This window comes from Vibrio sp. D173a (genome assembly GCF_030248475.1).
The window spans coordinates 25260-38475 of record NZ_JAHGAH010000240.1 but is presented as its reverse complement, the minus strand read 5'-3'; the positions used below and the strand labels follow the sequence as shown (position 1 = coordinate 38475).

Annotated in this window: 13 protein-coding genes; 3 read left to right on the top strand and 10 right to left on the bottom strand. The window is 45.7% G+C overall.

The window, feature by feature from the left end:
- Window positions 1-32 precede the first annotated feature (32 nt).
- Entirely contained in the window at window positions 33-386 is a 354-nt protein-coding gene (locus tag KIV40_RS21680; protein ID WP_285351264.1) for a VOC family protein, read from the top strand.
- A 203-nt stretch (window positions 387-589) separates the two neighbouring features.
- Here KIV40_RS21680 and KIV40_RS21675 read toward each other — a convergent pair whose 3' ends face one another.
- Together KIV40_RS21675 and KIV40_RS21670 are read right to left on the bottom strand one after the other, a co-directional pair.
- Window positions 590-1297 (bottom strand): SDR family oxidoreductase, encoded by a 708-nt coding sequence (locus KIV40_RS21675; protein WP_285351262.1) that lies wholly within the window; start codon window positions 1295-1297, stop codon window positions 590-592.
- A gap of 85 nt (window positions 1298-1382) precedes the next feature.
- Complete coding sequence (locus KIV40_RS21670) at window positions 1383-1613, bottom strand: PAS factor family protein (RefSeq protein WP_005433781.1); 231 nt, start codon at window positions 1611-1613, stop codon at window positions 1383-1385.
- A 549-nt stretch (window positions 1614-2162) separates the two neighbouring features.
- On the opposite strand from KIV40_RS21670, the gene KIV40_RS21665 reads away from it, so the two are divergent.
- Window positions 2163-2744, top strand: coding sequence for a DUF1287 domain-containing protein (locus tag KIV40_RS21665; protein WP_285351261.1), 582 nt, complete (start codon window positions 2163-2165; stop codon window positions 2742-2744).
- A gap of 14 nt (window positions 2745-2758) precedes the next feature.
- Complete coding sequence (locus tag KIV40_RS21660) at window positions 2759-3421, top strand: peptidase E (protein ID WP_285351260.1); 663 nt, start codon at window positions 2759-2761, stop codon at window positions 3419-3421.
- Window positions 3422-3620: 199 nt separating this feature from the next.
- On the opposite strand, the gene KIV40_RS21655 is transcribed toward KIV40_RS21660, so the two are convergent.
- The 8 genes from KIV40_RS21655 to KIV40_RS21620 all read right to left on the bottom strand — a co-directional run bounded on the left by KIV40_RS21655 (window position 3621) and on the right by KIV40_RS21620 (window position 12930).
- Window positions 3621-5366, bottom strand: coding sequence for a sodium/solute symporter (locus tag KIV40_RS21655; RefSeq protein WP_285351259.1), 1746 nt, complete (start codon window positions 5364-5366; stop codon window positions 3621-3623).
- Window positions 5359-6354, bottom strand: a complete 996-nt coding sequence (locus KIV40_RS21650; protein WP_285351257.1) for an ester cyclase — start codon at window positions 6352-6354, stop codon at window positions 5359-5361. The genes KIV40_RS21655 and KIV40_RS21650 overlap by 8 nt, the downstream gene beginning before the upstream one ends.
- A gap of 49 nt (window positions 6355-6403) precedes the next feature.
- Entirely contained in the window at window positions 6404-7378 is a 975-nt protein-coding gene (locus tag KIV40_RS21645) for an ester cyclase (protein WP_039842962.1), read from the bottom strand.
- A gap of 533 nt (window positions 7379-7911) precedes the next feature.
- Window positions 7912-9192 (bottom strand): TRAP transporter large permease, encoded by a 1281-nt coding sequence (locus tag KIV40_RS21640; protein ID WP_285351255.1) that lies wholly within the window; start codon window positions 9190-9192, stop codon window positions 7912-7914.
- Window positions 9189-9752 carry a TRAP transporter small permease gene (locus KIV40_RS21635; protein ID WP_009704226.1) on the bottom strand — a complete coding sequence of 188 codons (564 nt, stop codon included), beginning with the start codon at window positions 9750-9752 and terminating at the stop codon, window positions 9189-9191. The genes KIV40_RS21640 and KIV40_RS21635 overlap by 4 nt, the downstream gene beginning before the upstream one ends.
- A gap of 57 nt (window positions 9753-9809) precedes the next feature.
- Complete coding sequence (locus tag KIV40_RS21630; protein ID WP_285351254.1) at window positions 9810-10805, bottom strand: TRAP transporter substrate-binding protein; 996 nt, start codon at window positions 10803-10805, stop codon at window positions 9810-9812.
- A 268-nt stretch (window positions 10806-11073) separates the two neighbouring features.
- Window positions 11074-12030, bottom strand: a complete 957-nt coding sequence (locus tag KIV40_RS21625) for a LacI family DNA-binding transcriptional regulator (protein ID WP_039984785.1) — start codon at window positions 12028-12030, stop codon at window positions 11074-11076.
- A 150-nt stretch (window positions 12031-12180) separates the two neighbouring features.
- Window positions 12181-12930 carry an aldolase/citrate lyase family protein gene (locus KIV40_RS21620; protein ID WP_285351251.1) on the bottom strand — a complete coding sequence of 250 codons (750 nt, stop codon included), beginning with the start codon at window positions 12928-12930 and terminating at the stop codon, window positions 12181-12183.
- Window positions 12931-13216 lie beyond the last annotated feature (286 nt).

Genomic DNA, 13216 nt, shown 5'->3' with positions numbered 1-13216 from the left:
GGTCATTATGTCTATGTGGTTGGAGAAAAATTATGAATCCATCAGCGGTTCTTGTTCATGTCCCAGATGTAGCGAAAGGGCTTGAATGGTACAAGAAAGCTTTCCCCGAAGCTGTTCCGGTTTACCATCCTGACTTAGACTTCACAGCGCTTGATCTAAATGGTTTCTCACTAGAAATAGTCCAAGCAGACAAAAAGGTTGGTGCTGGTAAAAGTGGTACGGTTGTTTACTGGTCAGTAGATAATTTACGTTTTGCTCTGGCTCACTTTGAAGAACTCGGTGCGTGTCTTTATCGAGGACCAATGGAAATTGAAGATGGGCTTTCAATGTGCCAAGTTGGGGACCCATTTGGAAACTTAATAGGGCTGCGTGGGAAAAACACTTAGTAACAAGTTGGAAAATGCGCCACTTTCTACAGATGCGCATGAATATACTCTGTTGGTGTCTTGTGTAAACACATGGAGATAACTAAACCCCAGAGTAGGTACTCAGCATGTATTTACGTAAGCCTTGCTGAGTACAAAAGAATGCCGTTGGTTTTCGTTAACTTTTGTCGGCCGCAGTTCTTACCTTCTTTGTCAGCAACCAATTACTCTAAGTCAATCACACTGCAGCGGATGGAGAGCGTGTTTACTGCAGCGCCTGGAGATAGGCTTCTAACAAAACTGAGTGCTTTCGCAAGATCTTGGGTTTCAATTTTCAACTTATTATCAATACGTCCATCGTTAGTCATATCGGTATCTACGACACTAGGGCATAAGCAGCATACCTTAACTCCAAAAGGAAGCAGCTCCTGATAAAGCGATTGGCTGTAACTTACCATCGCAGCTTTTGTCGCAGAATATGCAGCAATCTTAGGGACTGGAACTAAACCAGCCGTAGAGCCAAGGTTATATATTTCTCCATACCCTTGCTGCTTCATCTTTTCAGCAATTAAATTGCAAGCCGTGATTGTCGACAGTAGGTTGACGTTTACTAACTCAGAGAGCGTAGCTAGCGAGATGTCCGTATTGCCGGCGGCCAAGACACCTGCGCTGTTCACCAAAACGTCGATGTTTTCATGCATTTCGATAATGGACTTGATAGCTGATTCAACATCAGAAGGGTTATTGAAGTCGACAGACACTGTCTCAACTAGACATGAGGGATACTTTACCTTCAGCTCAGTTTGAGCCTGTTCAAGATTTTTTGTATTTAAGGCAAGTAACACCAAAGTGTATCCTTCCTTGGCAAAGTAATGAGAAATGGTTTTTCCAATTCCGCGGCTAGCGCCGGTGATGATGGCAACTTTAGACATAGTGTGTCCCTAAGTGATGTTATAAGAGGATGTAAAAATTAAAACGGCTCATAGGGGAGTTGAGCCGTTGGTAGTGCGAAACTAATTAACGTTCAGGCGTCGTCAATAATCTAATCGCACTGTCTACCGCATTGTCGATACCTTGACGGCTTTCTAATTTACCAGAGCTGGCTGGGCCAAGTGCGCATGCGTAGAGAGCAAGCTGCTTATCAAATGGTAAATCCAACTGTTCATAAAGGTTTTGGCGGATTTTTGCGTGGTGTTCAGGTTCTTGGTTAGCAAGGTTGACAAGCGTGTCATAAATAAGCGTTTTCATATAATTCCTTTTTTATTGCACGGGGTGCATATGTATTGTATTCGATTACAGTTAGAAGTTAACAAGCACCAATCACAGAAAAACGGTCTGATATAAATTCGCAATGCGAAGTAACTCAATTCGAGATAAACATAAAATACCATTAGAATCATTAAGATAGAAGGTGTTGATATTTTCAGTTTGCTATCTGGTAGGAATGTCGAACTGCCCGTTTATCCGTTGCTCACGTACTTCGGTAACCTTATTTTGTGGCCTTAAGTGATGCTATTTTAGAGCAGAGTGTGGTGCCGTGAGCGTTGCGTCCATTCGCGGTTATTTTAGGCTTTGCCACTTCATCACATGCATTCAGTTTGAGGCGTGTCTGAAATCAGACAAAAAGAGATTTGGCGCATTTGACTCTGAAGGTGAGTTTACACAGTTTAAAAAGCAATGGTTATTGACCTTGTATGGTGACGTCCAATACATCATGCAGCAATACAGCCTCTGAGGGCTGAAGAATGGTACGTCAACGTACTTAAGTTGACTTTGATTAAACGGATTTAATTTGTTATGAAAAAACTCAGTCTTGTGTGGAGCATGTTTGTGTCCTTGCCAGCTATTGCGGAGCCGACGTTATCATTGGTTGATGCAGCGAAGCAACGGACTCAGTACGACATTCGTTATGATGGAAGCTACTACCAAATTAGCTATCCCAATGGCGATGTCGCTGCTGATATCGGAGTCTGTACTGATGTGGTTATACGCAGTTACAGGAAGTTAGGCGTCGATCTGCAAGTTCTTGTTCATGAAGATATGAGAGACAACTTCTCTGAATATCCATCCAAACGAATTTGGGGCTTGGTCCGTACCGATAGAAACATTGATCATCGCAGAGTCCCCAATTTACAGGTCTTCTTTCAACGTCATAGAACCGAAATACCCATCTCAAGTGAAGGTCATAATTTCAAGCCTGGTGACATTGTCACGTGGATGCTACCCGGGAACCTCCCTCATATTGGTATCGTTACCGATGATTTATCGACAGACAAACGACGACCTTTGATTGTTCACAACATAGGAGGAGGTGTCGTATTGGAGGATATGTTGTTTGATTACCCTATAACCGGTCATTATCGGTTTGAGCCAAAATAGAAGGAACTCATCTTTTGCAAAAACATTGCGTCGTTCTGGGCGGAGGAGGTTGGATGATGGGAGAGAACCCAAGCCAACTCGACCAATACATCTTGTCTTTAAGGGGCAAGAAGAACCCCAAAGTCTGTTATCTCTCAACTGCCACTGGCGATGCGGAAGAGGTCATCACCCGTTTCCACAATGCTAAGTTGAGTGAAAACCTCACACACTTTCCTCTATTCAAGTTAGAGAAAGGCTGGCGAACCAAGTTGTTCGAGCAAGATGTGATTTACGTTGGCGGTGGCAATACCCGTTCTATGCTGGCTCTATGGAAAGAGTGGGGCATCGATGAGATTCTCAAAGAGTGTTACAACCGCGGAATCATACTTTGCGGGATGAGTGCAGGTGCTATTTGTTGGTTCGATTATGGGATTACCGACAGCGATCCAGAGGCTTACTCCATCATCAAAGGTATCGGCCTTTTGAAAGGTTTAGCATCTGCTCACTTTGTCGAGAACGACGAAAAGCACGACCTGTTTGAGCGCTTTGCTCGTAGTCACCTTGATGTGATCTGCTACGGACTCAGCGATTATGCCGCGCTGCATTTTGTCGATGGTAAGCCAAGCAAAATCATATATAGCGATGAGAATGCTCAAATCACAATCCGAAATGGCAATGATGAAATTTCAAAGAGATAAACCCAACTTAGATGCGCTTACTCGACAGTTCAAAATACAACAATAGCATCGCTTGCAGAAGAGCATGGTAGAACCCGTAATGCCATCACCGCGGAGCTAAAAAAGCAAGGGCTGATAGAAGCTTAACGTTTCAATAAACAGTTTCAAAAATAAAGAAAGCCCCGTAAATATTGCGGGGCTTTGCGGTAACAACCATGCTTTAAGAGGGGTCTATACCTTTGATGCTTTCGACTTTCTCTTTCTTCGTTTTCTTCAAAGAGTAGACGGCGTAACCAGCAACCCCCATTGCGACGAAGATAGAACAACCGCGCATAAAGTTAATTAACATAGGCGCGTCGTCAGTAAAGGCGTTGATTCCCCAAAGCATGACGAGAGAGAAAACAAACATCACTAACAAGCCATAACAAGGTGCATCGATTTTACCAGGAACAACGTACCATCCATCTTGCTTGATTGGTTTATTTAGACGAGCGTACTCTGCTTGCTGGCCTTTAACTGTGTAAAGGTGCATTTCATCTTGTTTTCCCGTCAGAAGAAGGCTAGCGACATAAGCGACAACAGCATTCACAATCACGCCAATCACGCAGTACCAAGGCCACGCAATATCGGTTGCAACGGCCACATACCAAATCACCAAGAAGCTAGCAGCAACGCCAATTAACAAGCCTTTTTCTGTAATGTGTTTTGAGTAGAAACCAAGAACAAACATACAGAAGCTCGCACCGACAAAGTAAGAGCCAGCCTTACTCAGCACTTCCAACACAGAGCCTGTGCTGGTGGCAAACATTATCGCTGGGATGATGACCAAAATCGCCCACGCAACCGTGAAGAAGCGCGATACTTTCAAATAGTGCTCTTCCGATTCGTTTTGTTTGTAGAAGCGCTTGTAGAAGTCAGCCACTGACACCGTCGCCATTGAGTTAAACGCGGAATCGAGACTCGACATACTTGCCGCAAGAATGGCTGCAGCAATGATGCCCATCAAGCCTGGCATTCCATATTCACTCGCGTAATGAAGAATGATGGTGTTGCCATTTTCAAACTCTTTACCGTCGTAATAAGCGTTGAACAGGACGCCCAGCAAGATAAAAACAAAGTAAATAAAGAAGGCCACGTAGCCCATCATTAACATTGCCTTTTTCGCATCGCCCATGTTTTTAGCGGCCATACAGCGCTGTACCATCATTTGGTTACCGCCATACACGGTTGTGTGGAACATGGTCATTGCGATAACGCCAGCCCATACCGTGGTTACTTGGCTTAGGTCAAAACTTGTTTGTAGGGCATCTGTCATTCCTTTCGCTTTGAGTTCTGCCATTACCTCCGTCATCGGGGCAGGCATGCCATTCCAAACGGCTTCAATGATGATGAATGCGCCAATAAACAAGATCACCGCTTGAATCACATCAGTCCAAATGACGGCCGCGATACCGCCGATAACGGTGTAGATAAGGGCAATTGCAGTGACGATCATGATGCAGTACATCACGTCGATACCAGTAATAAACTCTAAAATCATTGCTGTCGCATAGAGTACCGCTGCCGAGCTCAATGCTTGTTTGATAAGGAAGATAAACGACAATGTCAGTCGAGAAGCCTTACCAAAACGTCGCTCTTGATACTCGTAGATAGACGTTAAACCGTTGTTGTAGAAAAACGGCATGAATACAGCCACGATGAAGAAGATCACGAGAGGGTAATTGAGGTGAATCGCGATCACCGATAGGCCTTCTCTGTATGACCAAGCTGGTCCGCCTAAAAACGACATAGCACTGACGTAAGTACAAACGACAGAAATACCGATCGCCCACCAAGGGATGTTTTTGTCGCCCAAGGCGAATTGGCTTGCTGAAGTGACTCGCTTACCAATTACCGCGCCCAGTACTAACGTTAGGGCAATGTATCCGCCAAGGATGCTCCAGTTTAGTGCGCCAAACTCATGCATAATTAGGTCCTTCTAACTGTTCTTTCATTTGTGCAAATACGTCATAGCCAAGTTGCAGCAGGATATGAACGATGTCGATCGCCACCCAGTTTTCCTTCAGTAAATCGCCTTCGCGTCGCCAAATGTCCATAACGCGAAGTTCGATGTGTTTTCCTGTCGGAGCAAGACCGAGCCAGCCACTGTGACCAGTGTGAGTACCATGCATATGTGGCCAGCCACCAGTGGATACGTAGTCATTTTTGGCCAAAAAATTGACCTCAATATCGACACTTCGATCAGGGAAGGCGAACACGAATGGTGCTTGGTGGTGGTTACGGAAACCTTTGATGCCGCGCGTCGTGCCAATACCTGCTGGGCCGTACCACATAAAGTCACTGTGCCAGTAGTTTTCAAGATCCATCGAGAAGAGATCTTGACCATCAAAACGACCCAAGCAAGACAGCATATCTTCGACTAATTGGGCGCTCTTCTCACTTTCTTTCAGAGACACAACAGAATGTTGGATACCGTTTGACGTCGCAGGAGAAGGGACTAAGCCATCGTGGCCTAAGCTCTTTCTAAGAGGGTTGCTGCCAGCTTGATTCATCGCATCGATGAAGTCTGGAATCATGTATGATTCGGTGATTTGGTCGTTCTCCACACACACCATTTCGGTGTAACGCAAGTAGAGTGTTTTCCCTGTTGCAGGTATGCCAAACAGCGGCTGTTCAAACGTACCGACAAAGTAGCCAGTAGAGTTGTACCAAGTGCGGCCTTCGTATTCGCCGTGCATCACAATCATTGGTCGGCGCTCGGCATCAGGTAAAGCATTAACAAGTGGTGAGAGAAAAGATTCGTGGGTTGCATCTGGGCCATTGAGATCGTTCACAGGGTGCGCCACGCACCATTTTACGTCAGGGTTCAAAGCTTGCAGAGCGGCCTGTTTTTGCTCTTTATCTGTGGCTTTGAAGTAGTTCTGATAGAACTGTTCGATGATGTTGAGTGACATATTGCTTCCTTACTGTCTGTGATTTGAATGAATAGTGTTTAATCAGCCGTTAGCCTTGCTGTAGCAGGATTTGCTTCCAGATTGCGGTCTCGTCAAACAAAGTGAATTCGCGACGAAGACCCCAAGGGCCAAACTCAGCGTGGCTGATCCCCATGATGTAAACCTCTTTCCCCGAAGGCTTACCAAACATCCCGTACCCTTCATGCTTACCGTGCAAAGACCAACGAATTGCAGCGCGTGGTGACATCATGTCGTCATCTCGACCGATACGATGGTGAACGGAAAATTGAGCATTAGGGAAGGACGCGCGAAGTGCCATCCAAAAATGGTCGACTTCCGAGTGTGATAGGGCAGTTTGACCGCCTGTGTATTCGCCGATACAAGCGCGATCGTATTCTTTTGGTACGGTAGAGAACTCGGCGTTCATAAGACTTCTTAGAATTGCTTCGTAACGTTGGCCGTATTCATTGTCATTGCCTACGCCCAAATAGGGGCCTGGAATATCGGCTTTAGGTGTGAATGGAAATGGGCTTGATTCCACGCCACCCTCGAATTCGATTTGCTGGCGTGCAAACTCTTCAGATGTCATGCCCAGTTGTTTCGCGATATCGGCTTGATCGCGAACCAACCATTCGTCATTGATTTGGTTATTGATGGCGTGACAGTCCGCGATAATGCGGAAACGAAGCTTACGGTTCGAAGCTTGTCCATAGAAGCCGTTTCCGCTGTGCGTTGCGGTAGAGATGATGCGATGTGAAGAAAGCATGCCTTGTTCTGGCGTACCAGACCAAATGACATCTTCGCCATAGAGAGTTCGATCCGGAAATTCTGCAAGCGTCGCCATCGTAGCACTGATGACCCCTTCATTTCCTTGGACGATAGAGAGTGGAGTGCGAACAACAATGTCAGGAGAGTAGTAGTGTTCCAAGGTGTTCAAACCTCGATCTTCCCAAATCTCTTTCGTGATACCAAGAATGTAGTCGGGAAAGTCACGCCACTTTTCATCAAAGCCAACCATGGCCATAAATCACCTCCTGAGTTGAATAGTTATGTATTGGGTTAAAATTGATTACGTATCCAAAACTAACTCATGTTGCCAACTTGTCAATGGATTGTTTGTGTGGTGTTTAAATAGCGTGCTGATGATCAGGTTTTTTAACAATTGATCGAAAAATAAACACAATAAATGTGGTGTTGTAAGAAAAGTCTGACCTTTTTGAGTGAATTTATCGGCAGGGTTAAAATGCATTTTTTGTATGAATTTCTTTCTAATGCTCTGTTTTTAATGATTTAACTAGGGTGTTTGCGTTTGTTTTAAAGAAATAGTTAGAGCAATCAGTACTTAAGGTGCTTTTTGGCATCGCTCGATGGGAACCTTAATTATTTTTTTCTGTTTTGGTGCAAGTCTTGCCAAAATGAGGCAAGGGCGAGAGTGAATTGCATACGAATGCTAACCGCTGTAAAGCCGTCACTAGCGCCTGTAAAAACAAGAAGAGCCACTAGAAAGGTGCATACCTAGTGGCTGGAGAAATTATTACGGGCCTATGAAGTTTGGGCTCAGGATAAAAGCGCAGGCAGCGATAGAGAGATGGCAGGGATGAAGGTAATCAACATCAAGGCCACTATCATTGCTCCAATCCAGCCCATAATGGCTTTAGAGAGCGCCTCTATCGGTACTTTGCCTACCTGACTTGCCATAAACAGGTTGGCACCTAAAGGAGGCGTAACAAAGCCAATGGCCAAGTTCACGATCATCACGATACCAAAATGAATGGGGTCCATGCCGAGTGCTGACGTAATGGGTAACAGAATTGGCGTGAGAATAACAATGGCGGCCAGCGTTTCCATAAAGGTACCGACAAGCAACAACAGGACATTGATGCAAAGCAGTATCAGCAGTTTGTTTTCGGTAATCGATAGAATGAACTGAGCGATCTCTGTTGGTAGACGTTCTAGCGTCAATATGCGGCCAAACGTCACAGACGCCCCCACAATGACGAGCACAGCGCCAACTAACAGCGACGATTCTAGAATAATTTTCACCACTTGTGCTGGTTTGAGTTCTTTATAAACAAACATGCCAAAGAACAAGCCGTAGAGCACACCAATGGCGGCTGACTCGGTAGGCGTGAAGATGCCAGAATAGATGCCACCGAGAATGATAACGGGTAGTAGTATTGCCCAACTGGCTTCTTTTAGCGCATCAAGACGCTCTGCCCAAGTCGCTTTGTGCTCGTTACCTGTGTAGCCCCGCATTTTGGAGACAATTAGACAGTAGCCGATCAATACCATACCGACGACCAAGCCAGGAATGATGCCCGCCATGAACATCCTGGTGACTGAAACCTCAGCTGTGATCGCGTAGACGATCATCACCACAGAGGGTGGAATAATGACGCCAATTCCGCCGGAAGAGGCGATCAAGGCACCGGCAAAGCTGCGGTCGTAGCCTTTCTTGACCATGGAGGGAATCATCGTCAGGCCGATAGCGGCAACGGTGGCAGACCCTGTACCAGAGATGGAAGCGAAGAACATGCACGCCACAATGGCGACGATGCCAAGCCCACCAATAAAGTGGCCAAAGAAGACCTCCGCCACGTGTAATAATCGTTTTGAGATCCCTCCTTGGCTCATGAGGTTGCCTGCCAAGGTAAAAAGAACGACGGCGAGGAGAGGGAAGGAGTCGAGCCCTGTCACCAAGCCTTGTACTAAAAACTCGATGTTAAGGAATGGCAGGCTTAATATCGCGACTATACTGGCTGCCGCCAGAGCAATGCCGACAGGAACGCCAATGAGCAGAAGCAGGCCAAAGCTGCCAAATAAAAGTGCAGATGTCATGCGTTAAGCTCCAATAGTCGGTTAGAAGTACGATACTTGGCTTTAAGATGGCGATAGCGTTGGCGTGAAAAGCGTATCCGTTCGCTGGTATTCGAAAGAGCGCGAGTGCGTTGATAAATGCTGGTTACCAAGCGCACGCAGCTTAAGATTGCGCAAACCAAAACGGACGCATACAGGCAAGCAATAGGTATTTCCATTGCGGGAGCAATCTGACCGAGTTGCAGGCTGCGGTTGATAACCTTAAATCCAAACCAAGCGACAGTGGCACTAAAGGCAAGGTAGATAAGATCAGAGACAATTAAGCTGAATTGTGTCCAATTGCCCGGAAGTTTATCGATGAACACACGAATGCGAATGTGTCGATCATCTCGGATACAGTAGCTGATGCTCAGGTACATCGCCCATACGAATAAATAGCGTGCCAGTTCTTCAGCCCACGCGATCGTTGCGTCAAATAGGCGTAGTGCGATTTGCAAGCACAGTAAAGTTGTCATCGTAGAGATCGCGATAACGATAAGGGTAGGTTCTAGGTATTTGTCTAGTAAGCGAAACCACTTCATATTCACCTCCAAAACGGAAAGCACGACCTGTTTCCAGATCGTGCAAAAGAGTGGGAGTTATAGGCGTTCTATCTCGGCAATCACGTTGTCAAACAAGTCTTCACCTGTCTTGCTACGCAGATCTTGGTACACGGCTGCATTCATTTTTTCTTTCATGATGCTGCGCACGTCATCTGGGACGATGTTAACCGTCATGCCTTTCGCTTCGAGATCTTTGATCACTTCTTGGTTTTGCTTAGCGGCGAGCTCGCGCTGCTTAGCGATGGTTTCTTTGCTTACTTCATTGATCAGCGCCTGTTGCTCTGCAGGTAGTGAATCCCAAAACGATTTGTTCATGAACAGCACGTAGTTGGTGTAAATGTGGTTAGTCAAAGAGAGGTATTTCTGCGCTTCATAAAAGCGTTCGGCATAAATCGAATAGATGCCGCTTTCTTGAGCGTTAATCAGACCTTGTTGGAGCGAGGTAAATATTTCACCCCAAGAAAGAGGCGTTGGTGCGGTACCCACGGATTTCCACGCACTGATCTGAGTTGGGTTCGACGCAGAGCGAATCTTCAGCCCTTTCAAATCTTCAACGCTGTCTATCGGTTGTTTGTTATTAGTCACGCTACGAAAGCCGACCTCCATGAAGCCTAAGCCGTGAAAACCCTTTGATTCCATAGCATTCAACAATGGTTGTCCGATCTTCTCGCTGTCGAGCGCTTTGTGCGCTTGCTCTTCGCTATCAAAAAGGTAGAACACGTCGAGCACGTTAAATTCTGGGACATAGGGAGAGAGTAAAACAGACGCTCCAAACGTCATCTGTAAGTTGCCTTGCTGCACAAGTTCCGTGGTCTCACGCACATCGCCCAGTTGTCTCGCAGGGTAGATTTCGACCTCTATCTCACCGTTTGAGCGTGCTTCCACTTCTTGTTCGAAATAGAGCATTGCTTTGTGTACCGGAGACGTTTCTTGGCTGTCGTGAGCAAGACGAATAACGTTGCTTGCAAACGTATTCATGCTGCTAAGTGCGAATCCCAGTGCGGTAAGCGAAGCTATGATTGCTTTCTTCATCGTTCTTCCTTGTTTATGGTATGACCTGCCATAGGCATTCGTCGGCAAGACACACTACTTGTTATGTTTTTATAAATTAATTGAGCAATTCATATCCATTTTGCATACGAATCCAAAATAAAACATTCAGGTAACAAGTCAATAACAAGGTCAGAAAATTGAAGCAGAATTGAATAATGATTGGCTAAAATTTAATCGCGCTCACAGAAAAATGCCCCGCTCGAAAGCAGGGCATTTTGTTTATTAAGAATGAATAAATATGAATTTATTAAAGGGTGCTGCTGCGTTCGATTAAGGTGCCTTGTTCGAGAAGATACTCACCCGTTGCGTCCTGATTGCCATTGATGCGGTTCATCAGATCTTCAACTGCGCGCTGAACAATTTTGTCGACGGGTTGAGCGATGGTCGTCAGATCATAACTAGGCCAAGCAGACATCGGAATGTTATCCACGCCCATCACGGAGAAGTCTTGAGGGATCTTTGCTCCTGCTTGGCGTAAACCATCCATCACACCCATGGCGAGGATGTCGTTTGCACAAAAAATCGCATCGGGTTTACTGGTATGCGACAAGATTTCTTTCGCCGCATCTAGGCCAGCTTCAAAACTGTATTTGGCTTGAATAAAGGTCGGGGATGGAGCGCCGAGCTCTTGCAGTTTTGAAGAGAAGCCAAGCCATCGTTCTTCACTGGTCATTGAACCTGCATCACCACTGATGTAAGCACATTGTTTTGCGCCTTTCTGCGTTAAATACTCGGCTGCTTGTTGGCCCGCCAATCGGTTATCAATACCAGAGCTGTTGGCATTAATGCCTTCGGCATAACGGTTGATCAGGCTTAAGTGAACGCCAAACTTCTCGCATTGGGCAAACGCGCGTGAGGTCAAACGGCTGGTGGCGATAACGAGCCCGTCTACTTGATATTCAATAGCACGAGAAATGGCGAGATCGAGGTCGTCCTTGTCGATAGGACAAAGCACGACTTGTCCGCCACGCTTTTGAATTTCGACAGCCAAAGCACGAGATTGCATGTCGTACATTGGGTTTGATTCGCTATCTAGCGCAATTGCCACTAGACCTGAGCGATTCGAAATCAGGCTTCGCGCGATTGCGTTCGGTGTGTATCCGAGCTTAGCTGCGGCATCCATCACCATTTTGCGTTTCTTCTCGCTAATACTCGCGGTTGGGCTAAATGCCCGAGATACCGTCGATTGAGAGACGCCGAGCATCTTCGCGACGTCTATCGAAGTTACTTTCGCTTTAATGGTGATACTCCTTATATAAGGTCATTGGACCTTTCCATACGTGATGAGTGTATGGGCTAGGGGATTTATGTGTCTAGAGCATTACATTGATAAGGCGTAAATATCGGAGAAAACTCAAGAATTCATCACATTTCTCTCTTGTTTAAAGCCATCAATGATCATTTTGTGTTCAGACCCAACGCAAAAGAAGCCAACACCGAGTTCACGCCATTCCCGAGCTTGTTGAGCTGTGGCGACAAACATGCCAACAGGTTTATTGGCTGCTTTGGCCGCTTCGATTACTCGCATACTTGCTTGCGCGACTCTCTCGTCATGAACGCTATCTGCCCCATAAGCGACAGTGAGATCGACTTGGCCAATAAAGAGTGCATCAATACCTTCAACATTGGCAATCGCTTCAACATTTTCGACCCCTTGAGGATCTTCAATTTGGGCAATGACAATCGTATTAGCACGGCTGTCTTTCAAGTGTTCAACCATGGATTTGGTGGCGTATTTCGCTGCTCGACTGGAACCTGCATACCCTCGGCCACCTTCTCCGTAATGGCAGATTTTCGCCAATTGTGTTGCTTGTTCAGCATTACAAACATGGGGGATTTGTACACCCGCCGCACCACAGTCAAGCGCGTTCAAAATGGTTGAAGGGGCGCTGTCTTGTACTCGTACCACGCACGCGAGGTCATTCGCTTTGGCCGCCATGATGCACAAATCGAGCGATGAGCGATCGAAAGGTGCGTGCTCTGCATCCAGTACTACAAAAGGCAACTCTGCTAGTGCCAATACTTCGATAATGTGAGGGTGAGGGGTTTTAACAAATGTACCTAATAGCGTGTCTTGATTCAGACGTTGCTTAAAATTGCTCATGATTATCTCCTTTGCAAAGGTATGCAAAAACTAACATGGTGAAATGTAAATGATGAGTAAAAATGATGTGATCTAAAACTCATTTCTGATTAAAAAGTAAACGCCACCAAAGTCGAAATTACTTTCTATCTCCTGTTTAAATTAGTTAATACAAAGGCTTAAAGGTGATTTTTGTTGTTTGTTGACTTAACTTGTCAAATGTTAATTAAGTGTTTAATCTGATTTTGCATTCGTATCCAAAAGCATAAAAATAACCGTTCGTCAGCCTCAATGTTCAAGGAGAAAC